This window comes from Frankia sp. R43, assembly GCF_001306465.1.
Classification (GTDB): domain Bacteria; phylum Actinomycetota; class Actinomycetes; order Frankiales; family Frankiaceae; genus Parafrankia; species Parafrankia irregularis.
Genome location: NZ_LFCW01000011.1, coordinates 291,157 through 317,009 on the forward strand (window position 1 = coordinate 291,157; position 25,853 = coordinate 317,009).

Here is a 25,853-nt window from a genome sequence, read left to right on the forward strand (position 1 = left end):
CGGTGAGGTCGGTCGGTGAGGTCAGTCGATGAGCTCGTAGAAGGACCGGACCGGCGGGGGATCGACCTGGACGGAGCTGCTGCGCCGCACCCGGCCTTCGGCTGACCGGGCCGCCATCTCCAGCAGGGGTGCGCCGAGGTCGTCGGCCTCGATCTCGTAGACCGTCAGGTAGGCGCGCGCCGCCGGGTCCGCCGTGAGGTGCCCGGCGTCGCGCAGCCGGTAGCGCTTCGCGGAGACGAAGCCCGGAATCTCAAGGATGTCCGGGATGTGCTCCTCGGAGTACCACTTGTTGAACTCGTCCTCCCGCTCCGGTGAGACCGGATGGGACTGAACGACGAACACACCCTTGGCCACGCCGGCCTCCCGGTCTCGTCAACGGCTGGGGCAGGAGCGCTGGTCAGTCAGAAGCACTGGTCAGCCAGGATCGCGGGGGCAGGGCCGCCGGGTCAGGAGGTCGAGCCGGCGGCGGGCAGCAGCGCCGGGGGAAGCCCGATGCTGCGGGTCTCCAGGAACTCGTGGAGACCCTCGGGCCCCAGCTCCCGGCCGAGCCCGGACTGCTTGAAGCCCCCGAAGGGCACCAGCGGGAACGGCGGGTAGCTGCCGTTGACCGCCACGCTCCCGGTGCGGATCCGCCGCGCGACATCGACGGCGCGCTGCGGGTCCGCGCTCCACACCCCGCCGGACAGCCCGTAGTCGGAGTCGTTGGCGATGCGCACGGCGTCGTCGACGTCGTCGTAGGGGATGAAGCACAGCACCGGCCCGAAGATCTCCTCCTGGGCCACCTGCATCGAGTTGTCGACGTCACCGAGGATCGTCGGCTCCACATACCAGCCGCGGGGCAGGTGGGCCGGCCGGCCGCCGCCGGCGACGATCCGCGCGCCATCGCGCACCGCGCCCGCGATGTAGCCCTCGACCCGCTCGCGCTGCCGGGCCGCGACGAGCGGCCCGACCAGGATCGCCGGGTCGTGCGGGTCGCCCACCGTGATCGCGTTCGCCGCCTTCGCGGCGATCTCCAGCGCTTCGGCGTACCGGGAACGCTGCACCAGGACGCGGGTATGCGCCCCGCAGACCTGGCCGGACAGATGCATCCCGCCCTTGACCACCGCCGGGACGACGGTCGCCAGGTCGGCGTCGTCGAGCAGGATCGACGCGGACTTGCCCCCCAGCTCGAGGGAGACCCGGCGGATGCGCTCCCCACACAGGCTCATGATCCGTTTGCCGGCGGCCGTCGAGCCCGTGAACGCGATCTTGTCGACGCCCGGGTGCGTCACCAGGTACTCGCCGACCTCCCGGCCGCCCGGGATGACGTTGATGACGCCGGCCGGTACCCCGGCCTCCTCCGCTGCCTCGGCGAGCAGGTAGTTGCTCAGCGGGGCCTCCGGGGCGGGCTTGAGCACGACGGTGCAGCCGGCGGCCAGGGCGGGCGCGGTCTTCCAGGCGCCGAGGGTGACCGGGGCGTTCCAGGGGACGATCGCGGCGACCACGCCCACCGGCGCGGTGGTCACCAGGCCGCCGCGGTCCGCGGCGGGGTTGATCACGGTGCGCTCGAACTCGTACGTGCGCGCGAGCTCCGCGTAGTAGTCGAAGACGGGGGCCACCAGGCCGGTCTGCGCGGCCCGGGCCTGGCTCGCGGCGCAGCCCATCTCGTCGGTGGTGACCTGGGCGATCTCGGCCTCGTGCTTGCGCAGGGCGTCGGCCACGCGGGCGAGGATGTCGGCCCGCTCGGCGGGTGTCATCCGGGGCCAGGGGCCGTGGTCGAAGGCGTCGCGGGCGGCCCCGACGGCCTGGTCGATGTCGGCGGTTGTCGCCAGCGGGACGCCGCCGACGACCTCCTCCGTGGACGGGGAGACGACCGGGAGGATCTCCGAGCTCGCGGGCTCGGGCCAGGCTCCGTTGATGTAGAACGCATCTCTGTGCATTAACCGATCACGCACAGTGCCTCCCTGGGTAGCTCCCGGCGTGGAGCGTAACAGCATGAGCGAATGCTCGCTAGCTTCAAAAGATCTTCAAGTGCCCACAAGGTGCTGGTAGATCGAGGTCCAACAATATGTGAGCACTCACTTGAGAAGCAACGCGTACGAGCCGGGAGGGCTCGCCGCCGCCCCGGGTGCCAGCGGCAGTGCCGCGGGCCAGCGGCGGCGCCGGGTGCCAGCGGCGCCGGGTGCCAGCGGCGCCGGGTGCCAGCGGCGCCGGGGGCTCAGTGGCGCCGGGGGCTCAGCGGCGGCGCCGGACGGTCGGCAGTGCCGGCGGCTCAGCGGCGGCGGCGGGAGGGCTCCAGCACGGGGAAGAACCCCTTGATCGTGCTCTCGGTGATCAGGGTCACCGCGCGATCGCGGTTGAACAGGTCGTTGTGCCGGCTCTCCATCGCGAGGATCAGCGCGATCCCCATGACGGCGCGCGCGGACAGGTCCGGCGACTCGAACTCGAAGCCGTAGCGGTCCTCGACGTCCCGCCAGGCGTCGGCCAGCCGGTCCATCGCCACCGAGAAGTGCTTGCGGTAGAACTTCCGGCCGACCTTCGGGTCGCCGAACAGCACCAGGCCCAGCAGCGGGAGCACTTCCTCCAGGGTCGAGATGAGCTGGCGGTAGAGGCCGTTCATCGTCTGGATCTGGCGCTCCGGGGTGAGCGGCTCCTCCAGGTCGATCACTTCGGTGGCGGCGACGAGCTCGTCGACGGCGTCACGCAGCGGCTCGACGACCGCCTCGTAGAAGAGCTGGTCCTTGCTCTCGAAATGGCGGTAGATGACGCCTTCGCTGATCCCGCCGCGCTCCGCGATCGCCTTGATGGTGGTGCCGTTCATGTCACCGGTCTCGGTGAACGCCTGGCGGGCGGCCTTCAGGATCGAGCGCTTGCGCGCCTCGGCGGTCAGCCGGCGTGGACGGGGTGGCTCCTCGGCCCCCGGGGGGTTGACTACCTGTTCGGACATCGTCCCCTCCGCGCCTTGTACCACAGATGGTAAATGAACGTACACTACTCCGTCGAATCGACCATCGTCCGCGCGAGCCGCCATGCCGCGATATTTTCCGTGTCGGCTGCGTCACCCGCAGGCGATGCCGGACGGTCGCCGCCCCGGTGCGGGTCGCCGTGATCCCAGGTGCCTTGACGCGGCCTACGGGACATCCCTAGCATCGATATTAAATGAGGGCTTACTCATTTATTGTTCTCGTCGGTGCTGGGTGGACGGTCGGACCGGAGGAACGGATGCCATGCACGACATCGTGATCCACGGCGGTGAGGTGGTCGACGGGACCGGCTCCCCGCCGCGACGCGCCGACGTGGCGATCGACGGGGACCGGGTCACCGAGATCGCCGAGCCCGGCACGCTCGCCGCATCCGGGCGCCGCCAGATCGACGCCCGGGGCCGCCTGGTCACACCCGGCTTCGTCGACATCCACACCCACCTCGACGCCCAGCTCTTCTGGGACCCGGTGGCCAGCCCGTCCTGCTGGCACGGGGTGACCAGCATCGTCCTCGGCAACTGCGGTGTCACCTTCGCCCCGGTGCGCCCCGGCGAGCAGCGCTACCTGGCCGAGATGATGGAGGCGGTCGAGGACATCCCGGTCGAGACGATCATGTCCGGGATGGACTGGAACTGGGAGTCCTACGGCGACTACCTGCGCGCGCTGGGGCGCCGCGGTCTCGGCATCAACGTCGGCGGCATGATCGGCCACTGTGCGCTGCGCACCTACGTGATGGGCTCCCGCGCCCTGGATGACGTCCCGGCCTCCGCCGACGACATCGCCCGCATGGCGGAGATCGTCGGGGAGGCGATCGACGCCGGCGCGCTCGGCTTCTCGACGTCCCGCAGCTTCATGCACACCGTGCCGGACGGCCGGCCGGTTCCCGGCACCTACGCCGCCCAGGCGGAGCTGGCCGCGATCGGCGGCGCGCTCGCGGAACGCGGCCGCGGCACGATCGAGGTCGTGCCCCGCATCGGCGAGCGCGACGGGCCGGAGAAGGCGAACTCCGTCGCCGAGCTGGCCTGGATGGAACAGGTCAGCCGGGACTCGGGCCGCCCGCTGACGTTCGCGATGATGCAGAGCGACCGCCGGCCCGGACTGTGGTCCTGGGTGATGCAGGAGGTGGCGGCCGCCCGCGGCCGCGGCGCCGACCTGCGCCCGCAGACGGCGGCGCGCGGCAGCGGCATCCTGTACGGGCTGGTCGGCCGCACCCCCTACGACGCGCTGCCCGGCTGGGCGGAGCTGATGGCCCGGCCGTGGCCGGAGCGGCTGGCGGCACTCGCGGATGTCGGCCGGCGCCAGGCACTGGCCACGGAGGCCGAGCGCCCGGTCGAGCTGTCCGGGCCGCTCGCGCCGAAGGACCCCGCCAAGCTGTACCTCCTGCCGCCCGGATCGGCGCGGTACGACGTCGACCCGGGTAACAGCCTCGCCGCCGAGGCGGCGCGGCGCGGCATCACCCCGGCGGCGGCCTTCCTGGAGTTCACCGTCGAGACCGATGGCCTCGGGCTGCTCTACTACCCGGTGCTCAACCAGGACCTCGACGCGGTCGCCGCGATGCTGACCAACCCGGATGTCGTCGTCGGCGTCGGGGACGCCGGCGCGCACGTCGCCCTGACCATGGACGCCGGCCAGTCGACCTTCCTGCTCCGGCACTGGACCCGCGACCAGGGCCTGCTCGACATCGGCACGGCCGTGCGCAAGCTGACCTCCGAGGGCGCCGAGCTGTTCGGGCTCGCCGACCGCGGGGTGCTTGCTCCCGGGGCCTTCGCCGACATCAACGTCATCGACCTCGACCGGCTCGACCTCGACGTGCCGCAGATGCGCGCGGACTTCCCGCTCGGCGCGAACCGGTTCGTCCAGCGGGCCCGCGGCTACGACTACACCCTGGTCAACGGCCGGGTCCTGATCGAGGGCGACGAGCTCACCGACGAACGCCCGGGCGGAATCCTCACCGCTCGCTAGCGGAGCGCAGCGCGGCGTGGCGCTCAGCGGCTGCCGCCGCTGCTCCCGAGCAAGGAGTGAGGATTTCGGTTGCTGCCGCAGCCGAAATCCTCACTCCTTGCTGATTGCCAAGCGGTTCCACGTCCCTTTTTGGGGCTATTGGTGAGAATTGCTGGCGCTGGCGCCGTGTGGCGGCGCGGGATTCCCGATGGGTCACCGCGCGCTGGGGGCCCAGGCCGGACCGGTCACGCCGGAGCAGACCGGACCCGGGTTTGTGTTGCGTCAGGCCTGGTCGAGGACGGCGCCGATCCGGCGGCGGGTCTCGGTCTCGCCCAGAGCCTGGGTCACCAGGTTGAAGGCGGGGCTGCGGTTCGAGCCGGTGAGCAGGACCCGGAACACCTGGGCGGCTTCCTTCGTCGACCCGACGAAGGAAGCCTTGTCGGCCTTGTATTCTTTCGGGCTGCCGGCGAAGCCGTTCGCCAGCGCGGCGACGCGGATCTGCTCGAACCAGGCGTCACTGTCGTTCACGTGCTGGTAGTCCCGCAGGAAGTCGGTGGCGAGCCCGCGGACGACCTCGGCGGGCAGCTCGCCGAGCCGCGGGTCGGCGGGATTCGTGACCGGTTCGAAGACCCCGGGGAAGAAGTACCCGTAGACCTGGCGGAAGTCGGACCACTTGTGCAGGTCCTTACGCGGGTTGGCGACCCCGACCCGCTCGATGTCGAGCGCCCGCAGCGCCACATCCCGGTTCGCGGCGACCGCGGCGGCGAGCTCGGTGTCGTAGACCTGCGCCCAGGCCAGCACCTCCGCCAGGATCGCCTCGCCGCTCATCGTGGCCACCAGGTCGGCGGCGACGTCCGCGAGCTTCACCAGGTCGACGAGCGGCCCCGCGACGCCGCATTCCTCCAGCCGCAGCGGCTCGGCCAGCGCCTGCTCGATCGGAAGGTCCGCGAGCCGGCCGTTCGCAAGGCTGCGCAGGTAGAACCAGAGCGCGTCCGTCGGATAGCCACCGGCGACGTAGTACTCGACCGAGGCCTCCGGGTCCTTGCGCTTGGAGAGCTTGCGCTTCGCCTTTCCGTCCTGCTTCATGAGCGGTGCCACATGGGCGTACGGAATCCGCTCGAAACCAGCCGCGTCGAAGAGCTGGTGATGCACCGGGACGGATGAGATCCATTCGTCGCCGCGGATGACCAGGTTCACCCGCATGAGATGGTCGTCGACCGCGTGCGCGAAATGATATGTCGGCAGCCGCAGCTCGTTCGCGGAGCTTTTCAGAATGACGACGTCGTTGCGGTTGTCGTCGGCGGAGATCGTGCCGCGGATGACATCGGTGTAGCTGACCCGGCCGGCGGCCTCGCCGGGGGAGCGGAAACGCACCACATACGGCTCTCCGGCGGCCAGCCGGGCGCGCACGGCCTCGGCGTCGGCGTCGCGCCAGGGCGCCCAGCGGCCGTAGTACCCGGTGGGGACCTTCACGGCCCGCTGCTCCTCCGCGAACGCGGTCAGCTCCTCCTTGGAGGCGAAGCAGGGATACGCCGCGCCCGCGCGCATCAGCTCCCGCACATAGCTCAGGTAGATCCGGGAGCGTGCCGACTGGAGGTAGGGACCGTACGCGCCGGCGCTGGCACCTGCACCGCCGTCGCGCTCGTCCGAGACCAGGTCGAAGTGGGCGAACGCCCGGTCGAACTCGTCGACCGCGCCGGCGACCTCGCGCTCCTGGTCGGTGTCCTCGATGCGGATCAGGTAGGTGCCGCCGGACTGCCGGGCCACCGCGCGGTCGAGCATGGCGACGAACACGCCGCCCAGGTGCAGCGAGCCCGTCGGGCTCGGGCAGAACCGGGTGACCTGCGCGCCCGGGGCGAGCTGGCGCGGCGGGTACTGCCGCTCCCAGTGCTCGACCTCGGGCAGATCGCTCGGGAAGAGCGCGTCGATCTCCGCACGATCAAGGGCGGAAACAACCTGGGCGGACGAATCACCTGGGCGGACCATCGACAAAGCAACCATTCCCGGTTTGCGTGTGAATTCTCGAGTTTTTGCAGTGACCCGAACATTCTACCACGGCGGGGATCGAAATCGAGATCGGCGCCGCCGGACGCTGTTCCGGCCCGTCGGATGTCTCGGCATGTCGGTGTCGCGGGATGCTGGTCGATGCCAGGCGATTAACTGGAGGGGTGCATTTATTGGCGGTGCCAGGCCGCAGCGTCTGCCACCCGAGGAGCCGGGGATGTAGGTCGTCCTCGCAACCAGGATCCTTGGGGCCGCCGACATCCATCCCAATATTGGCAAACGGGGCAGAGGGTCGCTTGGCGATCGACAAGAAGTGAGGATTTTGGCTGTTCCGGCAGCCAGAATCCTCACTTCTTGCTCGGCGGCGGCCGAGGAGCCGGCGTGCCCGCGGGTTCCGATGGGCTCTGGCTGTGGCATTGGCGTCCGAAATCGTCCGGACCCGTGAACGGATGCCCTCTCGGCCCGCGTCGGCAAAGTGACAGAGGTGTTTGAAGCCCGAATCGTTACTATTTGGTCGATGAATGACGGGTGTCCGGTGATCGGTCGTCGCGGGCAGATCGTTGCTGTGGGCGACCCGTGTATCCGGCATCGCCGGCCCGGCATGGTGTCACGGCGGCCGCTGAGACCCGAAAGAACCCCCGTGACCAGCGGTTTCAGGGGCCGCCAGCGGCGCCCACGGCTCCGTGGGTGGACGAATTCCCGTCCCCACGGGGCTTGGCGGTGTGCGCGGGATTGACGACTAAAGGGCTCTTTGTGGCTCCTCCGAAAATCACCCCTCAGGGGCTTGCGGATCCGGCGAAGAGATGGATGTCCAGAGACCTGGAGAAGGAGGTACACAGAGCCCTCTAGTGCCGTGAACGGAACAGTCGCGCACCCGCTGAAAGCTGACCAGTACTGTCAGAAACCCGAAAGATCGACCACGCGCGAAACCCGCGCAGCCCCCCGCCCCCCGCCCCCGCCCACGGTGTGCGAGGAGCGGGGAGCTAGGTGCAGGCAGTCTGCGGGGTGCCGCCGAATCCAGGCGAGCGCACTACGGCCACGGGCTCCCCAGCGGCCGGAATCCTCAAACGATTTCCCGGCGACAACGCCAACCTGCAGTTCGCGATTCCGCGAGAAGTTCTGGCCTGGTGACTGGCGGCAAAAATCGTCAGATTCTGCTCGGCGGTAACGGGACGGACCCGCTCGCGGGTGGCACCGTGGCCAGGCGGTCGCGCGGGCCCCCGTGGCACCCGCCGCTCGGACCCCGCCGCTCAGACCCGCCACAGGGGGCTCGGCACGCCCGGTGCCTGGAGCGGCCGCGCGTTCGTGACGGTGACCACGCTGTCGTCGAACCTGTCCAGCAGGTAGGCCTGGGAGGCGACGAGGTGTGCGCGGGCGATCCGCTCGGCGGCCGCCGCCCGCCCGGCGGTGATCTCGGTGAGGAGCCGGCGGTGGGCCCGGACGACCTGCTCGGCCTCGACCTCGTCGGGATACTCGCCCCGGCTGGTGACCGACTCCGCCCAGGTCCGTTCCTGCGCCGACCAGAGCGCCACCAGGCTGCCGACGATGTGGCGGATAGTCGCGTTCGGGGTGAGCGCGACGACGAGCTCGTGGAACTCCCGGGCCGCATGCGTGAACGCGCTGCCGTCGCCGCTGCCGATGAGGCTGGTCGTGGCCTCGATGTTCGCCCGCAGCGCGGGCACGATCCGCTCGCCGCGGTCCGCGGCCGTGGCCAGCGCGCACTGGGCCGCGCACTGCGGCTCGAACGTCTGCAGGCCGACCGCGAGATCGCCGAGGGTGACCCGGCCGGCCTGCAGCGCGAGCCCGAGGTGGTAGGCGGCGGATGTCTCGTCCGGCCGGTGCACGTCGGCCCCGCCGACCTTGCCGCGCCGCACGGTGACCAGGCCCTCGGTCTCCAGGATCCGGATGGCCTCCCGGACGGACGGGTAGCTCACGCCGAACTCCCCGACGAGCTGGTCCTGGGTCGGGAGCTGGTAGTCGCCGGTGAGGATGCGCTCGCGCAGCGCCGCGGCGACCGTCTCGGCGATCCTGACCTGTGAGACTCGTCCCGGGCGGCTGGTAGGCACACCAGGATCATACGCCTCTTTATCTTTATAAGTATTGAAGGTTGAGCGGTTTGCGACTACTGTCTGCCGTTCATGGAGTACGACATGGGCGAGGGAGTGGCGGCACTCCGGCGCGACCTGCGTCAACTGGTCCACAAGCACGTGCCGCCCGACTTTCTGGGCGCCTTCACCGACGACCCCGCCGATCTCGAGGTCGCCCAGAGCTTCTGCCGGACGCTCGCCGACCTCGGCCTGCTGTGCATGGCCTGGCCGGCGGCGTACGGCGGGCGCGACGCGACCCCCTGGGAGCAGACCGTCGTCCGCGAGGAGATGTGGGCGCAGCATGAGCCCCGCGGCGCGCAGTACATGGGCGTCAACTGGGTCGGCCCGACGATCATGCGGCACGGCACCCCCGAACAGCAGGCCCAGCACCTCCCCCCGATCGCGCGGGGTGAGGTGATCTGGTGCCAGGGCTTCAGCGAGCCCGAGGCCGGCTCCGACCTCGCCTCACTGCGCACCACCGCCACGCCGGACCCCGAGACCGGCGGCTGGCGGGTCAGCGGGCAGAAGGTGTGGACGTCCTACGCCACCATGGCGCAGTGGTGCTTCCTGCTGGCCCGCACCTCGCGGGAGCAGCGCAAGCAGCAGGGCCTCACGATCTTCCTGGTCCCGATGTCCGACCCCGCGATCGAGGTCCGGCCGATCCCGAGCATGATCGGCCCGCACCATCTCAACGAGGTCTTCTTCGACGAGCTGCGGGTCACCGAGGCGGACGTCCTCGGCACCGTCGGCGGGGGCTGGGCCATCGTGCAGGAGGTGCTGGCCTTCGAACGGGTCGGCATCGCCCGGTACGCGCGCTGCGAGCGCCTGCTGCAGGCCGCGCCGGCCGCCCTGGGCGCCGAATGGGACCAGCTGCCCGAAGAGCTGCACAGCCGCTGGGCCCGGATGCTCGTGCACGCCCGCCGGGCCCGACTGCTCGCCTACCGGGTCGTGTCGCTGCAGGCCGGCGGCCGGATCCGCCCGGAGGACTCGGCGGCCTACCGGATCGCCGTGACCCGACTGGACCAGGAGAGCGCGGAGGTTCTCATGGACATCGTCGCCGGAGCGTCCCTGCCGGACGAGGACGGCCAGCGGTTCCGCCGCGCCGTCGAGGACCACCGCCGCTACTCGGTGTCCGCGACCGTGGCCTCCGGCAGCGTCGAGATGCAGCGGATCCTGATGGCACGCTCCCTGCTGGCGGCCCGGTGAGCACCGGAGCCGTGAACACCGGCGTCATGAGCACCGGAGTCATGAACACCGAGCTGAGCGAGGAGGCCGTCGAGTTCGGCCGGACGGCCCTGCGTGCGTTCGAGGCGGCCGGCGGCGACCAGCTCGTCCAGGACGCCGAGCGGGAACCGGCCCGGCGGGCCGAGCTCGTCGAACCGGTGCTGGACGAACTCGGAGCCTGGGAGCTCGACCCCCGCGGCGGCGCCGACGAGCTCGAGGCTGCGGCCGCGCTGTGCAAGGCCGCCGGCTGGTGGGCGCTGCCATACCCGGTGGCCGAGCGGCTGTGCCGCCCCACCGACGGCCCCGGCTCCGGCGGCTCCACCGATGGTCTGGTCGTGATCGCCGGATCCGAGCCGGGGCCGCGCACCGGCCCCGGGCCGGCGGCACCGGTCGCCGGGCTCGGCCCGCGCTGGTCGACGGTGGCCCTCGACGGCCGGCGCGGTCTCGCGACCGCCGCGGAGCCGGTCGGCTCGCCCCGCTACACCGCCTTCGTGACGGAGCTGATCCCCGACCCGACCTCGGCCCCGGACCTCCCGGCCGGCCCGGCCGCTGACGGGCCGGCCGACGGCCTCGCCGACCTGGCCCTCGGCCTGGTGCTGCCCTGCTGGACCCTGCTGGGCATGCTCGACCGCGCGATGGAGCTGGCCCGCGCACACGTCCTGGCCAGGGAGCAGTTCGGCCAGCCGCTGGCCCGGTTCCAGGGGGTGCAGTTCCAGCTGACCGACGCCGAGGTCGAACGGGTCGGCGTCGAGGAGCTGGCGAAGTACGCGCTGTGGGCGGTCGCGACCGGCCGCCCGGAGGCGGTGGACGACGCATTGGCGCTGCGCCTCGCCGCGCTGGAGGCCGCCGACCTGGTGTTCCGGGTGACGCATCAGCTCCACGGCGCGATGGGGTTCTGCGACGAGACGACGCTGTCGTGGATCTCCCGGTACAGCCAGCCGCTGCGCCGCCTCCCGTTGGGCCAGGCGGCGACCCGCGACCATCTGACCCGCCGGATCGGCCGGATCGGGCTTGCCGGCCCGTTCGCCACGCAGGCCGTCTCGTCCGTCGCGCAGGTCGAGGGGCAGCAGCGATGACGATCCCGACCGGGAGCGGCGTGGGCGCGGCTGGCCCCGTGGACCTCGCCGAGTTCCGCGCCGAGGTCCAGCGCTGGTGCCGGGCGCATGTTCCGTCCGACTGGCGACGGGCCCAGACCGGCGCCTCCGCGGAGGAGTTCGCCGCGTTCCAGCAGGACTGGTTCCAGCAGCTGCGCGCCGCCGGCTACGCCGTCCCGCACTGGCCCGCCGAATGGGGCGGCGGGATGCCCGTCGCCCAGCAGGTTGTCCTGTACCAGGAACTCGCCGCGCATGACGCGCCACGGCTGGTGCTCGGCTTCGTCTCGATCCACCATGCCGCGTCGACGCTGCTCGTCGCGGGCACCGACGAGCAGCGCCGCCGGCATCTGCCCGCGATCCTCGACGGCGAGATCTGGGTCCAGGGCTTCTCCGAGCCGGAGGCCGGCTCCGACCTGGCCAGCCTGCGCACCGTCGCGCGCCGCGACGGTGACACGTTCGTCGTCGACGGGCAGAAGCTGTGGGCCAGCGGCGCCGCGCACGCCGACTGGTGCCTGCTGCTCGCCCGCACCGACCCCGACGCGCCCAAGCGCAAGGGCATCTCGTACTTCCTGATGGACATGCGCTCGCCGGGTGTCGACGTCCGTCCGGTGCGCAACGCGATCGGCGACTCCCACTTCTGCGAGATCTTCCTCAACGGGGTGGTGATCCCGGCCGAGAACCTCGTCGGCCCGGTCAACGCCGGCTGGCAGGTGGCCCAGGCGACGCTGGCCGCCGAACGCGGGATGACCATGCTGGAGCTGGCTGAACGGCTCGGCAACGCGGGCTTCCGGTGGCTGGTCGACACCTGCCGCACCCCGGGGCCCGGCGGTGGACGTCCCGTCGACGACCCTCGGGTGGCCGACCGGCTCGCCGAGCTGGAAACCGAGATCACCGGCCTGCGGGCGCTGTGCCGCGGGCTGGTCGAACGGCATGAGGCGGGCACCGCCGGCCCGGCGGACGCCTCGGTCGTCAAGCTCTTCTACAGCGAGCTGCTGCAACGGACGATGGACTTCGCCGTCGAGGTCGCCGGGCTGCCGGCGCACGCCGAGCTGCGCAAGCCCGCGTCCAGCGGCTGGGAGTCAGGGGCGTGGGTGCTGGACTTCATCGGATCGTGGGAGTGGACCATCCCCGGCGGGACCAGCGAGATCCAGCGCACGATCATCGGTGAGCGCGGCCTCGGCCTGCCCCGGGAACCGGTGGCGTCGGCATGAGTGACGCCACCATGAGCGGGAGCGAGCTGGCGGAACTGCACCGCGAGCTGCGCGCGGTGGCCCGCGACCTGCTGCGCCGCAGCGCGGCGAAGGCCGGGCCGGACCAGACGTACCCCACCGTCGACTGGTCGCTGCTCGTCGACACCGGCTGGCTCGGTCTGGAGATTCCGGCGGAGCTCGACGGGGCGGGCGCGACGTTCGCCGAGGTGGCGGTCGTCCTGCACGAGCTGGGCCGGGCCGCGGCGAGCACGCCGTACCTGGGCACGGCCGTCCTGGCTGTCGGCGCATTGTGCCTGCTCGAGGCGGGCGCCGCACGTGACGACCTGCTGCGCGCGGTCGCCGCGGGTGGGCAGCGCCCTGCCCTCGCGCTGCCCACCGGCGACGGCGACTCACCCGTGTTCCGGGCGGTGGCGGACGGGGCCGGTCGGGTGGTGGTCAGCGGGAGCGCGGACTTCGTCCCCGACGTGCCCGGTGCGGACCGGATCCTGCTCCTCGCCGCGGACGAGTCCGGGACGCCGGTCGTGGTCGCGGTGCGCCCGACCGATCCCGGGGTCACCGTGTCCGAGCGTCCGGTGCTCGACGAGACCCGCCACCTGGGCACCATCGTGGTGGAGGGGACCCGGGTCGACCCGGGGGCGGTGTGGCGGTTCCGCGGAGCCGACCCGGCCGCGTCCGCGGCCTCGGCCCGGCGGCTGCTGGACCGGGCCGCACTGGCCCTGGCCTGCGACAGCCTGGGCCTGGCGGAGGCGATGCTCGAAGCCACCGTCGAGTACGCCGGCACCCGCCGGCAGTTCGGACGTCCGATCGGCTCGTTCCAGGCGGTGAAGCACGCCTGCGCCGACATGTACGTGAAGATCACGGTGGGGCGGGAGCTGCTCGACGCGGCGGTGCGGGCGCTGGCAGCGGCGGACGATCCGGCGGGGCCGCACGATCAGGAGATCAGCGTGGCCGTCTCCCGGGCGAAGTCGTACCTCGGTGCCGCGGCGGTCGACATCGCCGGCGCGGCGATGCAGCTGCACGGCGGCATCGGCTACACCTGGGAGGGCGGGGTCCACGTCTACCTGAAGCGTGCCCTGCTGGGGCGTTCGCTGTTCGGCGCCCCGGCGGCGCACCGGGCCCGGCTCGCCGCCCGCTTCACCGCCCCCTGAGCCTGAGAGCGCCTAGCACAATCACGAGCGGCGAGCGAGCCGCTGCTGCTGAGCAAGAAGTGAGGATTTCGGCTGTTGGAACAGCCGAAATCCTCACTTCTTGTCGATCGTCCGAAACTCTTTGTCTCGTTTGTCACTATCGGGAAATGAATTGCTGGCGCTGTGTGGCGACGTGACACCCCCGGTAGATCGCTGTGCGGCGGGTGGGCGGCGCCCAGCCGCGACCGCCCTCGTTGGTCAGTCGCAGGCGACCCCGTCGCCGTCCCAGTCGAGCCAGCGTGAGTAGCCGGGCTGGCCCTCGTAGAGCGGGGCCGCCCCGGCAAGGCGCGCGGTGAGGCAGGAGCTGTAGAAGACGGCCGGTGAACGGGTGGCCTTCGCTGGGCTCCGCGTGACGCTCGGCGCGGGCTGGGTCGCCTTCTGGGTGGGCTTCTGTCGGCTCGCGGGTGTCGAAGCGGCGACCGGCATCACCGGTGCCGTGGTCTGCGGCCGTCGGATCACCGGGGGCGCCGTCGGCGTGGGCGCCGCTTCCTGGACGGACACCACCGCTGGCGCCGGCAGCAGTGCGGGAGCGGTAGTCGGTGCCAGGGAGCCGGCAGGGCTCGCCGTCGCCGGCGGCAGGTCCGTTCTGGCCGCGGCGGAGCTGGCGCTGCCCGGCCCCTGGGCGGGCACGAGTGCGGCGACGACGAGGAGGAGAACCAGAAAGGCCCCGCCGATGCCGGTACTTGCCCGCGGGTGCAGGCGGGCCCACCTGACCGCCTGGGCGCTCCACTCCGCTGTCCTTCGGGCCATCGCACGTGCTTGCATTTGCCGGAGTTTCCTGGGGTTGGTGCAGCTATGTCCAGGTATCGGGCTTTCCGACTGGGACTTCGGTGTGGCCATTGGACTTCGGTGTAACTGTCAGCTTGACCGACCGTATCGTCGATCACACCTAGGGTGCCGGGGTGCCGGGGTGGCGGGGGCGTCGCGGGTCGTGTAGCGGAGGAGGCGGTCGGATGAGCCGCCGGGCCTTCCGACGCACTAACCAGTCGGTGGCCGTGGGGGTGTTTGGAAGAGGTCCAGACGTTCATCGGCGGCCACAAACATGGAAGCTCCGCACAGCGGTCGGGACTCGGGGGGCGTAGTCCGCCTCCCGGCGACCCAGCCCCCGAACCCGGCGATCGCACTGCCGGTTCCGATCGCAGCCTCCGGGCTGGTCAACGCGAGCCCGACCGACGCGGCGGCACCGACGACGGTCATCGCCGAACGGAACAGTGCGTCAATGAACTGTTCGGCATCGGTTCCGCGGGCTGGGTCGGGCGCGATGAGGCAGGGATGCGGGCCAGGTCGTCATCGTGGGGCTCGAGGGTTGCGTGGGGCCGACCACGCGCGGCGCGAGGAGCCGAGATCAGGATCTGGCGGCCAGGAGGATCCAACCCGCGCACCCGGAGCCGCCGCCACCTCGACCGCCTTCGGCTTGACACCGGCAGGCTCGCCGTCGTCGATTCCTCCTGGCGGGCGGCCGACGAGTGTGGCTGGTGCCTGGGGCGTGCCGTGGCTAACATATAGGTGAGCGTTCGCTTTCTTAGGAAGTTGATCGCTCCTGTGACCGTCAGGTGCGTGGCCGTCGAGTGGGTGGCCGTCAGGGAGGACTTGTGACACTGGGCTGGTTCATCTCAGTCGACGACCATCTCATCGAGCCGGCACGGCTCTGGCAGGAGCGGCTGCCGCAGAAGTGGCGCGACACGGGCCCGCGGATCGTGCGCGAGGGCACGTCCGAGTTCTGGGTCTACGAGGACAGGCAGATCGTCACCACCGGCCTAAACGCCGTCGCGGGCAAGTCCCGCGAGGAGTTCTCGCCCGAGCCGATCTCGTACGAGGACATGCGGCCCGGCTGCTACGAGCCGGCGGCCCGGGTGGCCGACATGAACCAGGGGCTGGTGCTCTCCTCGATCCTGTTCCCGTCGTTCCCGCGGTACTGCGGGCAGGTGTTCCACGAGGCGAAGGACAAGGAGCTCGCCCTGCTGGGCGTGCAGGCCTGGAACGACTTCATCCTGGAGGACTTCGCCGCCGCCTACCCGGGGCGCTTCATCCCGATGATGATCATCCCGCTGTGGGACCCGGTGGCCGCTGCCGCCGAGATCCGGCGCACGGCGGCGCGTGGCGCCAAGTCGATCGCCTTCTCGGAGAACCCGACCAAGCTCGGGCTCCCGTCCATCCACACCGACTTCTGGGACCCGATGCTGGACGCCTGCAACGAGACCGGTTTCGTGGTCTCGATGCACGTCGGCTCCTCGTCGAACCTGATCCGCACCTCGCCGGACATGCCGACGCTGGCGTTCATGGCCTACTCGGCGGCGGCGAACCAGGCCGGCACGTTGCTCGACTGGCTGTTCAGCGGCAAGTTCGAGAAGTTCCCGAACCTGAAGATCGCGCTTTCCGAGGGCTCGATCGGCTGGATTCCGTACTTCCTGGAGCGGGCCGAGCAGGTCATCGACAAGCAGCGGTTCTGGGCGTCGCGCTTCGACATCGACATGAACGCGAGCCACGAGCGCGGCGAGGCCAAGGGCACGGCCAGCTTCAACCTCGACACCGACATCCGCCAGCTCTTCCGCGACCACGTCTTCGGCACGTTCATCGAGGACGCGGCCGGTATCCGGCTGCTGGACATCATCGGCGAGGACAACGTGATGCTCGAGTGCGACTACCCGCACTCCGACTCCACCTGGCCGGACACCTCGAAGCTCGCCAGTGGCTGGCTAGCCCACCTCTCCGAGGACGTCCAGCACAAGATCGCGGTCGGGAACGCCTGCCGCGTCTACGACTTCACCCCGGCTGACCCGGCGACGATCGAGGTCTGAGGCGTGGACAGGGAGTCGCTGGACCACAGCCTGGTGCGCCGGCTGCTCGACCACATCGAGAACAACACCACCGACGTGGTCGACTCGGTGCTCGAGGTGTCCACCGAGATCTACTCGGACGGGTACTTCTCCGACGAGTTCGAGGCGCTTTTCCACAACCAGCCGATCGTGCTGTGTCTATCGGGTGCCCTGCCCGGCCCGGAGACCTACCACACGGTGGACATCTGCGGCACCTCGATCCTGCTGACGCGGGACGCGGGCGGCCAGCTCCGGGCCCTGACGAACGCCTGCCGGCACCGTGGCGTGCGGCTGGCGGACGGCACGGGCAAGGCGAAGAGGTTCAGCTGCCCCTTCCATTCCTGGACCTACGACCTGGCAGGCAGCCTGGTCAGCGTTCCGTCCGAGCAGTACTTCGACGGGATGTGCCGGGAGGACAAGGGTCTCGTCGAACTGCCGGTGGCCGAGGGGTACGGGCTGATCGTCGGCCGGCTGCGGCCGGGCGGCGAGCCGCTGGACATCGACGCCTATCTCGGTCCGCAGCTCGCCGGTGAGCTGGCCATGCTCGACTTTGCCGGCTGGACGCCGCACAACGCGCCGCACATCCACGAGGTGGGGGGCAACTGGAAGGTCACGCTCGACACCTTCCGGGAGAACTACCACTTCAACTACCTGCACCGGAAGACGCTGCGGACCTACGCGTACGGAGGTGTGCTGACCTTCGACGCCTTCGGCGCGCACCTGCGCAACTGCTCCGCGCTGCGCTCGATCGACGAGCTGATCGACCGCCCCGTTGGCGAGTGGGGCGACGTCACGCAGCATTTCAGTTACCAGTACTCGCTCTTCCCGAACACCTGCATGACCTTCGACAGCCGGCACATCGAGCTGTGGCAGATCATGCCGACCGGCAGCGCCACCTCCCAGGTCCTGCACTCCGTCTACCTGCGTCCCGGGCTTTCGGAGACGGAGCGTGCCAAGGCCGTCGACATGGCACCGTGGATCTGCGAGACGGTCGTCGACGGTGAGGACTTCTGGGTGGCCGGCCGCACGGAGCCCGGTGTCCGCACGGGCGGATTCGACACGGTCGTGTTCGGCCGCAACGAGCCGGCCCCGCAGCACCTGCACCGTAACTTCGCCGCCGCGGTGGAGGCCTACCGCGAGCAGCGGAAAGTCCGGGAGGCGTGAGCGGGAACGCGCTCGCGCGGGAGAGCCCGGCCGCCGTGGTGGAGGAGCTGGCCCGGCGGTTCCTCGCCGGTGACCGGGACGGCGCGTTCGCGCTGTTCGACCCGCAGATCCGCATCCAGCAGCCGGCCTCCCTTCCCCATGGCGGCTGGTACTCCGGGCATGCCGGCGTCGAGCGGATGGGCGTCGAGTTCGCCCGCTACTGGAGCCGCACGATCAGCGACACCAGGATCAACGGCTGCGGTGCCGGTACCGGCACCGCAGCCGGCGGGTCCGGCGATGCCGGCGGGTCCGGCGATGCCGGCGGGTCCGGCGATGCCGGCGGGTCCGGCGATGCCGGCGGGTCCGGCGATGCCGGCGGGTCCGGCGATGCCGGCGGGTCCGGCGATGCCGGCCGGTCCGGGGAGTCGGGGGACGCCGGAGACGCAGGTGAGCTGGTCGTCCAGCTCACGACCCAGACGTGGACGGCGACGTCCACCGGCCGCGCGGCGACGGTCGACGTCGTCGAGCTGATCCGGGTGCGGGCGGGCGTGATCCGCGAGATCAGGGTCTTCCAGCAGGACACCGCCCTGCTGCTGGCGACGCTCGACCCGGCCTAGCGGCATTCTCTGCCGCCAACCACCTCTGTGGGCTTGCCTGGCGGCAACGGCCGAACCCGAGCGCGAGGCGGTCGCCCCCGATCTGAACGAGGGCGGCCGCCTCAGCTTCGCGCTTTGTGTTCTGTGAGCCTCAGAAGGTCTCGGCGAGCGCCCAGGGGCCTTCCTGGAAGGGCTGGTCGAGGTAGTGCATGCTGTAGACGATCTTTCCGGTCGCGGTCGCCGGGTCGACGCCGCACAGCCGCAGGGCCGCGTCGGCCATCGCGCTGTCCGGCTCGACGGGGACATTGTCCGGCGTGTGCGGGGAGACGACGGCGACGCCCGGGGTCATGACCAGGCCTGCCGTGCCGAGGGCGTTGACGGCGACCCCGGTGCCCTCGAGCTCCGCGGCGAGGCCGGTGGAGAGCCGGTCGAGCGCCGCCTTGCACATGCCGTAGGGGACGCAGCCGTCGCGCGACCAGTCCGGGTAAGGCGGGCCGGCCGGGTGCCGGGCCTGCTTCGAGGTGATGTTCACGATCCAGCCCCGGCCGCGGCTGACCATGCCGGGGACGGCGAGCTGGCAGAGCCGGAAGGGGGCGTGCACCATCATCTGGAACATCAGCGCGTAGCGCCGCGGGCTGATGTCGAGCGCGGGCCCGTAGAAGTTGACCCCCGCGTTGTTGACCAGGATGTCGACCGGCCCGAGGGCCGCCTCGGCCCGCTCGATGACCGTCTCGACGTCGGCCGGGTCGGTGAGGTCGGCCCGGATCGCGACGGCCTCGCCGCCGCCGGCCCGGATTCGCTCGACCGTCTCGGTGATCGAGCCGGGCAGCGGCGCGGACCCCGCGTCGACCGTGCGTGCGACCAGTGCAACGGCCGCCCCCTCGCCGGCGAGGCGCTCGGCGATGTTCGCGCCGATGCCGCGGCTGGCGCCGGTGATGATTGCTATGCGGCCATCCAGGGACCCCACGAGGACCTCACCATCGTCGGCACCGTTGTCAGGCCGAATGATAACAGAGTGCTCACATACTTACGGCAAATGTCGTAGGTCTTGCGGAGTGAGCGGTTACTGAAATATCGTCGGGGCTGTTGCGCGGACCCGGCGCACGTGTCTCCCCGTGCCGCCGCCCGTCCGTGCCGATAGGAGGATCGTCCGTGCGGGTCGCCGTCGCCTACGAAGCCGAGAAGCCGCTGGTCCTGGAGGATGTGCCGCAGCCCGCGGTCGGCCCGCGGGATGTGCTGGTCCGGATCAGGGCGAGCGGCATCTGCCACACCGACCTGACCGTCATCAACGGTCTCTCGCCGCTGCCGCTGCCGACCGTGCCGGGTCACGAGGCCTGCGGCGTGGTCGAGGAGGTCGGCGCGGAGGTCCGCCGGGTCCGGGTGGGCGACCGGGTGCTCGCCTCCGTCTCGCCGGCCTGCGGTTCGTGCTGGTGGTGCATCAACGGCATGTCGAACCACTGTGAGCTGGGTGGTCCCGTCAAGGCGAAACCGCGTTTCACGCTCCCCGACGGCCGCCAGGCGCCGGCGGTGTGCGGCTGCGGGACGTTCGCCGAGGCGATGGTGGTCGACGAGGCGTCGGTGATCGCGGTCCAGACCGACCTGCCGGACGAGCACCTCGCGCTGATCGGCTGCGGAGTGACCACCGGGCTCGGTGCCGCGCTCATCACGGCCGGGGTCACCCCCGGCTCGTCCGTCGCGGTGATCGGCTGCGGTGGTGTCGGGCAGTCCGTCATCCAGGGCGCGCGGATCGCCGGCGCGGCCACCATCATCGCCATCGACCTGTCGGCGGGGCGGCGCGAGACGAGCCTGATCGCCGGCGCGACCCACGTGATCGACCCGGCCGAGGGCGACCCGGTCGCGCAGGTTCGCGACCTTACCGCGGGCCGCGGTGTCGACTACAGCTTCGAGGTCGTCGGCCTGCCCGCGCTGATGGTGCAGGCCTTCAACATGGCCCGGGCCGAGGGTGCGGTGACCCTGGTCGGCATGCCCGCGAAGGACGCGACGCTGACCCTGCCGGCGATCTCCGCGATCTTCTCCGGCAAGCGCATCGCTGGCTCCGTGGTGGGGGGCGCGCAGATTCTCAGAGACATGCCCCGATTCATCAGGCTGGCCGAGAGCGGGCGGCTGGACCTCAGCTCGATGGTCTCGAACAAGATCAGCCTGGACGAGATCAACGACGGGATCGCCCTGCTCAACCGCGCCGAAGGCATCCGAACCGTGATCGTCTGACGTCGGGTGGAGCTGACGTCTGGCGGAGCTGGCGGCGGGCGGAGCCGGGGCTCGGCCGAGCTGGAGTTGGGCGAGCTGGGGTTGGGCGGGTGGCGGCGGGTGAGACCTGTCGTCGACGTGTCGGGAGGGGAACGCGACCATGACCGAGCGCACGCTGATCAGGAACGCCCGGATAGTGACCTGTTCGGAGCAGCCGCCGGGAGTGATCGCCGACGGCGACATCCTGCTCGACGGTGACCGCGTCGCCGAGGTCAGCGCCGGGCGGCTGGCGGTGGACGAGCACGCGGTGCGGGTCGTCGACGTCCGGGGCGCGGCCGTCCTGCCGGGGCTCGGGGACGCCCATGTGCACCTGAGCTGGCCACTCGACTTCGTCTTCGACCATGTCTCGGTGGCGAACGCCCCCGCGGCGCCGCACGCCCTCGACGTCGCCGCGGTGGCCCGCACCTACCTGGAGAGCGGCTACACCCTCGTCATCGGCGCCGGGGTCTCCCAGCCCTTCGACGACATCCGCACCCGGGACGCGATCGACCGCGGCTACTTACCGGGCCCGCGCGTCCTCCCCAGCGGCACGATGATCACCGAGGCGGGCGCGATCAGCGCCGACACCGGGATGACCACCGTCGTCACCGACGCCCGTGACCTGCGCGAGGCCGTCGCCCGGCAGTGCGACACCGGCGTGCGGGTGCTGAAGCTGTTCATCTCCGGCGACGGGATCGTCCCCGAATACCCCTCCGACGACCTCTACATGAACGACGAGATGCTGGCCGCGGCCGTCGACGAGGCCGACCGGCACGGGGCGTTCATCTCCGTTCACGCCCGCGGCTCCGCCAGCGTCGCGATGGCCGCCCGCACCGGGGTGCGGCTCATCCACCACGCCTGTTTCCTCGACGAGGCCGCGCTGCGCGAGCTGCGGGCCCGGCGCGACGACGTCTGGGTGTGCCCCGGCCTGCACTACCTCTACGCGATGGTCAGCGGCCACGCCGAGCCGTGGGGCGTCACCCCGGACAAGATCGAGCGCGCCGGGTACGAGAAGGAGTTCCACGCCCAGGTCGAAGGCCTGCGCCTGCTGCACGACGAGGGCATCCGCATCGTCGCCGGCGGCGACTTCGGCCACCAGTGGACCCGGCACGGCACCTACGCCGCCGAGCTGGAGCGCTACGTCGAGCTGGTCGGTATGAGCCCGGTCGAGGCGATCAACACCGCCACCCGCGACCTGGGCCCGCTCGTCGGCCTCGACGTCGGCCAGATCCGTCCCGGCGCGCTCGCCGACCTGCTGATCGTCGACGGTGACCCGACCACCGACATCACCGTCCTGCAGGACCCGGGCCGCCGTCGCGCGGTGCTCAAGGGCGGCGAGTTCGCCTACGTCAACCCGAGGCTCTACCCATGACCACGGTGGTGGGGACGGAAACCGCCGCGGCGCGCCCCGCCCGGGCGGCGGCGAAGCTGCTGTCCGGGGTCGAGACCCTGGCCCGGCTGCTGATGGTGCGCGAGCAGGTCGACGCCCGGGACGGGCTGACGACCGCGACGATGGTCTCCGGCTACCCGGGCTCCCCGCTGGGCACGTTCGACCTGACGCTGGACCGCCTCGGCGCCGAGCAGCTCGGCAGGCACCGGATCGTGCACCGCCCCGGTCTCAACGAGGAGCTCGCCGCCGCGGTGGTGTGGGGCAGCCAGATGGGCGCGGTCAGCGGCTACACCGAGGTCGACGGGGTCGTCGGGGCCTGGTACGGCAAGACGCCCGGTCTGGACCGCTGCGGCGACGTCCTCAAGCACGCCAACGCGATGGGCTCCGGCCCCGGCGGCGGCGTCGTGATGTTCTGCGGTGACGACCCGACAGCCAAGTCGTCCACGCTGCCCTGCGAAAGCCTGTTCACCTTCGAGGACGCCTGCGTGCCGGTGCTGTACCCCGGTGACCAGCAGGAGGTCCTCGACCTCGGCGTCCACGCCTACCGGCTGTCGCGCTACTGCGGCTCCTGGGTCGGGATGAAGATCGTCACCGCGGTGGCGGACGGGATCGGCAATGTCGACCTCGACCTGGACCGGCACGACCCGGTGGAGCCGCCGGACGCCGACGTGCTCGTCGACGGCGTCGCGTGGCGGCACCGGCCGCAGGTGACGATCGGCCCGCACGCGGTACCCGGCCAGGAGGCGCTCGTCGTCGACCACCGGCTGCGCGCCGCCGCCGCCTACGCCCGCCGTAACGGCCTCGACCGGGTCGTCGGCGCCGCCCCGGGCGCGCCGCTGGGCATCGTCTGCGGTGGCAAGACGTACTTCGACGTCGTCCAGGCGCTCACCGATCTCGGTGTGCGTCCCGGCGACCTCGCCGCCGCGGGCGTGCGGGTGCTCAAGCTCGGGATGATGTATCCCCTGGTGGAGAGCACCGTCACCGAGTTCGCCCGGTCCGTCGACGAGATCGTCGTGGTCGAGGAGAAGCGGCCGTTCGTCGAGACGCACCTGCGCTCGGTGCTGCACGAGGCGGGAGTCCTGACGCCGATCCACGGCAAGCGGGCCGTCGGCGGCGGCACGCTGCTCTCCAGCGTCGGCGAGCTGGACCCGGCGGTGATCGCGAAGGCGCTCACCCGGGTGCGCCCGGAGCTGGCTGTGCCCGCGGGCGCTTCCGCCGGTGCTTCCGGGGCCGCCGCCGCGTCCGCGGGTGCCGCGCAGCCACGGCGGGTGCCGGTGCCACTGCCGCTGATCGACCTGCCGTCGCGGTCGCCCGGGTTCTGCAGCGGGTGCCCGCACAACCGCTCCACCGTCTTCCCGGACGGCGCGCTCGTCGGCGGTGGCGTCGGCTGTCACGGGATCATGTACTTCGAGAGCCGCAACAAGGGCATGACCAGCATGCCGCCGACGCCGATGGGGTCCGAGGGCGTCCCGTGGATCGGGCTGTCGCCGTTCGTCGGCGAGCCGCACCTCATCCAGAACCTCGGCGACGGCACGCTGAGCCACTCCGGGACGCTGGCCATCCGGGCGAGTGTCGCGGCCGGCGCCGACATCACCTTCAAGATCCTCTACAACGCTGCCGTGGCCATGACCGGCGGCCAGGACGTCACCGGCCTGATGGACGTCCCGGCGATGACCCGGGCGCTGGAAGCCGAGGGCGTGCGGCGGATCGTCGTCTGCGCGGAGGACCCGAAGCGGTACGGGCGCCGGGCCCGCTGGGCGCGGGGGGTCCAGGTACGCGGGCGTGATGCGCTGCCGCAGGTCCAGGAGGAGCTGCGTGAGGTCACCGGCGTGACGGTGATCATTTACGACCAGCGCTGCGCGGCGGAGGCGCGGCGGCTGCGCAAGCGCGGTGAGCTGCCCGAACCGCCCCGGCGGGTCGTCATCAACGAGGCCGTCTGCGAGGGCTGCGGCGACTGCGGCACCAAGAGCAACTGCCTGTCGGTGCTGCCCGTCGAGACCGAGCTCGGGATCAAGCGGCGTATCGACGACCTGTCCTGCAACCGCGACTACACCTGCCTGGACGGCGACTGCCCGTCATTCGTCACGGTGCGTCCGAAGCGCCGGTCGCGCCTGCGGCCGGCGCGGTCCGTGCGGTCCGTGCGGTCCGTGCGGCGCGCGCCGAAGGCGGACATCCCCGAGCAGGGGAGCGGTGCGGCGGCGGGGAGTGGTGCCGGTTCGGGTGCCGGTGCCGGTTCGGCGGGCGGCCGGCGCCGGCGTGGCCGGGACGCCCGGCCCGCGCTCCCGGCGGGCACCCTGCCGGTGCCGGACGCCCCGCGCGTCGACGGCCAGTACGGCATCTACCTCACCGGCATCGGCGGGACGGGCATCGTCACCGCGAGCCGGATCATCGCCGCGGCGGCCGAAAAGGCCGGCCTCGTCGTCGGTGGCGTCGACCAGACCGGGCTGTCGCAGAAGGCGGGTGCGGTCGTCTCGCACCTGAACCTCGCGACGTCCCGGGCCGAGATCGGGTCCGCCACTGTCGGGTCCGGCGGCGCGGACCTGTATCTCTCCGGAGACATCCTGCAGGCCGCGACCGCCTCCAACCTGGGCCGGACCAGGCCCGGGCACACCATCGCGGTGGTCGAGGCGGAGCTCACCCCGACCACCGCCATGCTCCAGGGCAACGCCGCCGCGCCCGATCCCGACGACCTGCGCCGAGCGGTCGAAGGCCGGCTCGGCACCGAGCGCACGGCGTTCGTGGATGGGCGGCGGATCGCCGAGCGGGTCTTCGCCGACCAGCTCCTCGGCAACGTCGTCCTGCTCGGGGCGGCGTTCCAGCTCGGCGGGCTGCCGCTGACCCTGGACGACCTCGAGGCCGCGCTGCGCCGTCAGGGCCGGGCCGCCGCCGCGAACCGCGAGGCGTTCGAGTGGGGCCGGTGGGCTGCCCACGATCCCGCCGCGGTCGAGGCCTGCCTGGCAGCGGGCCCCGCGGACCCGTCGGCGGGTGGTTCCGCGGCAGGCGGTTCCCCGGCGGGTAGTTCCGCGGCGGGTGGTTCCGCGGCGGTGGGAAGGGTTTCGGCGAGCGGCCCGGCATTGCACGATCCATCGCCGGTGGCGCTCGACCGGGCCGCGCCACTGGTCGACGGTTCGGCCCTGCCGAGCGCGTTGCGTGAGCTGCCTGATCTGCGCGATCTACTTGTCCGCCGGACCGCGCAGGTGATCGACTACTCGGGTCCCGGGCTGGCACGCCGCTTCGTGGGGCTGGTCGAGAAGGCGGCGGCCCGCGACGGAGCCGAGCACGGGTGGGAGCTCACCCGCGCCGTGGCCGAGGCCTGGTTCAAGCTGCTGACCTACAAGGACGAGTACGAGGTCGCTCGGCTGCACCTGAAGGTCGACTATGACCAGGTCGCGAGTGAGCTGGGCATCGACGGCCCGTACCAGGTGACCTACCACCTTCACCCGCCGGTGCTGCGCGCGCTGGGCATGTCGAAGAAGCTCCCGGCGGGCCGGCCCTACGCCGCCGCGTTCCGCCTGCTGCGCGCGATGAAGCCGCTGCGCGGGACGCCCTTCGATCCGTTCGGCCTGCTCGCCGACCGGCGGACCGAGCGCGCCGTGATCGAGGAGTTCGAACGGCTCATGACCGAGCTGCTCGAACCGGGGCCCGCGGTGCCGTACGAGGCGCTGCTGCGGGCCGCCCGCTCCCCGCAGGCGGTGAAGGGCTACGGGGAGATCAAGGAAGCCGCCGTGGCGAGATGGCGTGACGAGGTCGCCGGGCTGCGAGGCGAGCTCGAGGCCGCCCGCGGCGCTGTTCCGGCCGCCACCGCTGGTGGTGGCGAGGGCGACGGCGGATCCCAGTGATTCAGGCGCTTCCGGTTCGCCTGCGGCCGGGTCCGGAAGCAGGGCTGGGAGGCCGGGTTGGGAGTCGGACGGCATCGGGTGAGGCCGTCCGCCTCCCAGCCCGGGTGCGAGATC

Annotated in this window: 18 protein-coding genes; 11 read left to right on the forward strand and 7 right to left on the reverse strand. The window is 71.6% G+C overall.

All coding sequences use genetic code 11. From position 1 onward, the window contains the following. Positions 1 to 21: 21 nt before the first annotated feature. The 3 genes from ACG83_RS37055 to ACG83_RS37065 all read right to left on the reverse strand — a co-directional run bounded on the left by ACG83_RS37055 (position 22) and on the right by ACG83_RS37065 (position 2,926). The gene (locus ACG83_RS37055; protein WP_054570901.1) at positions 22 to 354 is read right to left on the reverse strand and encodes a DUF4286 family protein; all 333 of its coding nucleotides are present in this window, start codon (positions 352 to 354) and stop codon (positions 22 to 24) included. 92 nt (positions 355 to 446) lie between these two features. Then, a complete protein-coding gene (locus ACG83_RS37060) occupies positions 447 to 1,934 on the reverse strand; it encodes an aldehyde dehydrogenase (RefSeq protein WP_054570902.1) in 1,488 nt (495 codons plus the stop codon). Positions 1,935 to 2,251: 317 nt separating this feature from the next. Beyond that, entirely contained in the window at positions 2,252 to 2,926 is a 675-nt protein-coding gene (locus tag ACG83_RS37065; protein WP_006540864.1) for a TetR/AcrR family transcriptional regulator, read from the reverse strand. 280 nt (positions 2,927 to 3,206) lie between these two features. Between ACG83_RS37065 and ACG83_RS37070 the strand changes: the two genes are divergently transcribed. Further along, positions 3,207 to 4,922, forward strand: a complete 1,716-nt coding sequence (locus tag ACG83_RS37070; RefSeq protein WP_054570903.1) for an amidohydrolase family protein — start codon at positions 3,207 to 3,209, stop codon at positions 4,920 to 4,922. 261 nt (positions 4,923 to 5,183) lie between these two features. Here the strand turns inward: ACG83_RS37070 and ACG83_RS37075 are convergent, their stop codons facing one another. Together ACG83_RS37075 and ACG83_RS37080 are read right to left on the reverse strand one after the other, a co-directional pair. Then, positions 5,184 to 6,887, reverse strand: coding sequence for a glutamate--tRNA ligase (locus tag ACG83_RS37075; RefSeq protein ID WP_054570904.1), 1,704 nt, complete (start codon positions 6,885 to 6,887; stop codon positions 5,184 to 5,186). Between the two features lie 1,268 nt (positions 6,888 to 8,155). Further along, complete coding sequence (locus tag ACG83_RS37080) at positions 8,156 to 8,971, reverse strand: FadR/GntR family transcriptional regulator (protein WP_054570905.1); 816 nt, start codon at positions 8,969 to 8,971, stop codon at positions 8,156 to 8,158. Between the two features lie 84 nt (positions 8,972 to 9,055). Here ACG83_RS37080 and ACG83_RS37085 point away from each other — a divergent pair, with 84 nt between their 5' ends. Genes ACG83_RS37085 through ACG83_RS37100 form a run of 4 tightly spaced genes read left to right on the forward strand, consistent with a single transcriptional unit; the run spans position 9,056 to position 13,669 of the window. Next, on the forward strand, positions 9,056 to 10,198 hold the full coding sequence (locus ACG83_RS37085; protein ID WP_235498420.1) for an acyl-CoA dehydrogenase family protein: 1,143 nt from the start codon (positions 9,056 to 9,058) through the stop codon (positions 10,196 to 10,198). 41 nt (positions 10,199 to 10,239) lie between these two features. After that, the gene (locus tag ACG83_RS37090; protein WP_054571004.1) at positions 10,240 to 11,292 is read left to right on the forward strand and encodes an acyl-CoA dehydrogenase family protein; all 1,053 of its coding nucleotides are present in this window, start codon (positions 10,240 to 10,242) and stop codon (positions 11,290 to 11,292) included. Further along, complete coding sequence (locus ACG83_RS37095) at positions 11,289 to 12,521, forward strand: acyl-CoA dehydrogenase family protein (protein ID WP_054570907.1); 1,233 nt, start codon at positions 11,289 to 11,291, stop codon at positions 12,519 to 12,521. The genes ACG83_RS37090 and ACG83_RS37095 overlap by 4 nt, the downstream gene beginning before the upstream one ends. Further along, complete coding sequence (locus tag ACG83_RS37100) at positions 12,518 to 13,669, forward strand: acyl-CoA dehydrogenase family protein (protein ID WP_054570908.1); 1,152 nt, start codon at positions 12,518 to 12,520, stop codon at positions 13,667 to 13,669. The genes ACG83_RS37095 and ACG83_RS37100 overlap by 4 nt, the downstream gene beginning before the upstream one ends. Before the next feature lie 237 nt (positions 13,670 to 13,906). Here the strand turns inward: ACG83_RS37100 and ACG83_RS37105 are convergent, their stop codons facing one another. Beyond that, complete coding sequence (locus ACG83_RS37105; RefSeq protein ID WP_054570909.1) at positions 13,907 to 14,458, reverse strand: excalibur calcium-binding domain-containing protein; 552 nt, start codon at positions 14,456 to 14,458, stop codon at positions 13,907 to 13,909. An 842-nt stretch (positions 14,459 to 15,300) separates the two neighbouring features. On the opposite strand from ACG83_RS37105, the gene ACG83_RS37110 reads away from it, so the two are divergent. The 3 genes from ACG83_RS37110 to ACG83_RS47265 are packed head-to-tail and all read left to right on the forward strand — an operon-like array spanning position 15,301 to position 18,284. Beyond that, on the forward strand, positions 15,301 to 16,506 hold the full coding sequence (locus tag ACG83_RS37110) for an amidohydrolase family protein (RefSeq protein ID WP_054570910.1): 1,206 nt from the start codon (positions 15,301 to 15,303) through the stop codon (positions 16,504 to 16,506). Between the two features lie 3 nt (positions 16,507 to 16,509). After that, positions 16,510 to 17,688, forward strand: a complete 1,179-nt coding sequence (locus ACG83_RS37115; RefSeq protein ID WP_054570911.1) for an aromatic ring-hydroxylating dioxygenase subunit alpha — start codon at positions 16,510 to 16,512, stop codon at positions 17,686 to 17,688. After that, positions 17,685 to 18,284, forward strand: a complete 600-nt coding sequence (locus ACG83_RS47265; RefSeq protein ID WP_054570912.1) for a hypothetical protein — start codon at positions 17,685 to 17,687, stop codon at positions 18,282 to 18,284. The genes ACG83_RS37115 and ACG83_RS47265 overlap by 4 nt, the downstream gene beginning before the upstream one ends. 130 nt (positions 18,285 to 18,414) lie before the next feature. Here the strand turns inward: ACG83_RS47265 and ACG83_RS37125 are convergent, their stop codons facing one another. Further along, positions 18,415 to 19,230, reverse strand: coding sequence for an SDR family NAD(P)-dependent oxidoreductase (locus ACG83_RS37125; RefSeq protein ID WP_054570913.1), 816 nt, complete (start codon positions 19,228 to 19,230; stop codon positions 18,415 to 18,417). Positions 19,231 to 19,415: 185 nt separating this feature from the next. On the opposite strand from ACG83_RS37125, the gene ACG83_RS37130 reads away from it, so the two are divergent. The 3 genes from ACG83_RS37130 to ACG83_RS37140 all read left to right on the forward strand — a co-directional run bounded on the left by ACG83_RS37130 (position 19,416) and on the right by ACG83_RS37140 (position 25,739). Continuing rightward, on the forward strand, positions 19,416 to 20,492 hold the full coding sequence (locus tag ACG83_RS37130) for a Zn-dependent alcohol dehydrogenase (RefSeq protein ID WP_054570914.1): 1,077 nt from the start codon (positions 19,416 to 19,418) through the stop codon (positions 20,490 to 20,492). Between the two features lie 139 nt (positions 20,493 to 20,631). Beyond that, positions 20,632 to 21,882: an amidohydrolase family protein gene (locus ACG83_RS37135; protein WP_054570915.1), complete on the forward strand. Its 1,251-nt coding sequence runs from the start codon at positions 20,632 to 20,634 to the stop codon at positions 21,880 to 21,882. Beyond that, positions 21,879 to 25,739: an indolepyruvate ferredoxin oxidoreductase family protein gene (locus tag ACG83_RS37140; RefSeq protein WP_054570916.1), complete on the forward strand. Its 3,861-nt coding sequence runs from the start codon at positions 21,879 to 21,881 to the stop codon at positions 25,737 to 25,739. The genes ACG83_RS37135 and ACG83_RS37140 overlap by 4 nt, the downstream gene beginning before the upstream one ends. Positions 25,740 to 25,853 lie beyond the last annotated feature (114 nt).

Excerpts from the sequence above, each read along its gene's own strand:
- ACG83_RS37065 (WP_006540864.1), bottom strand. The coding sequence starts at position 2,926 with ATGTCCGAACAGGTAGTCAACCCCCCGGGGGCCGAGGAGCCACCCCGT.
- ACG83_RS37070 (WP_054570903.1), top strand. The coding sequence starts at position 3,207 with ATGCACGACATCGTGATCCACGGCGGTGAGGTGGTCGACGGGACCGGC.
- ACG83_RS37075 (WP_054570904.1), bottom strand. The coding sequence starts at position 6,887 with ATGGTCCGCCCAGGTGATTCGTCCGCCCAGGTTGTTTCCGCCCTTGAT.
- ACG83_RS37085 (WP_235498420.1), top strand. The coding sequence starts at position 9,056 with ATGGGCGAGGGAGTGGCGGCACTCCGGCGCGACCTGCGTCAACTGGTC.
- ACG83_RS37090 (WP_054571004.1), top strand. The coding sequence starts at position 10,240 with ATGAACACCGAGCTGAGCGAGGAGGCCGTCGAGTTCGGCCGGACGGCC.
- ACG83_RS37095 (WP_054570907.1), top strand. The coding sequence starts at position 11,289 with ATGACGATCCCGACCGGGAGCGGCGTGGGCGCGGCTGGCCCCGTGGAC.
- ACG83_RS37100 (WP_054570908.1), top strand. The coding sequence starts at position 12,518 with ATGAGTGACGCCACCATGAGCGGGAGCGAGCTGGCGGAACTGCACCGC.
- ACG83_RS37105 (WP_054570909.1), bottom strand. The coding sequence starts at position 14,458 with ATGGCCCGAAGGACAGCGGAGTGGAGCGCCCAGGCGGTCAGGTGGGCC.
- ACG83_RS37135 (WP_054570915.1), top strand. The coding sequence starts at position 20,632 with ATGACCGAGCGCACGCTGATCAGGAACGCCCGGATAGTGACCTGTTCG.
- ACG83_RS37140 (WP_054570916.1), top strand. The coding sequence starts at position 21,879 with ATGACCACGGTGGTGGGGACGGAAACCGCCGCGGCGCGCCCCGCCCGG.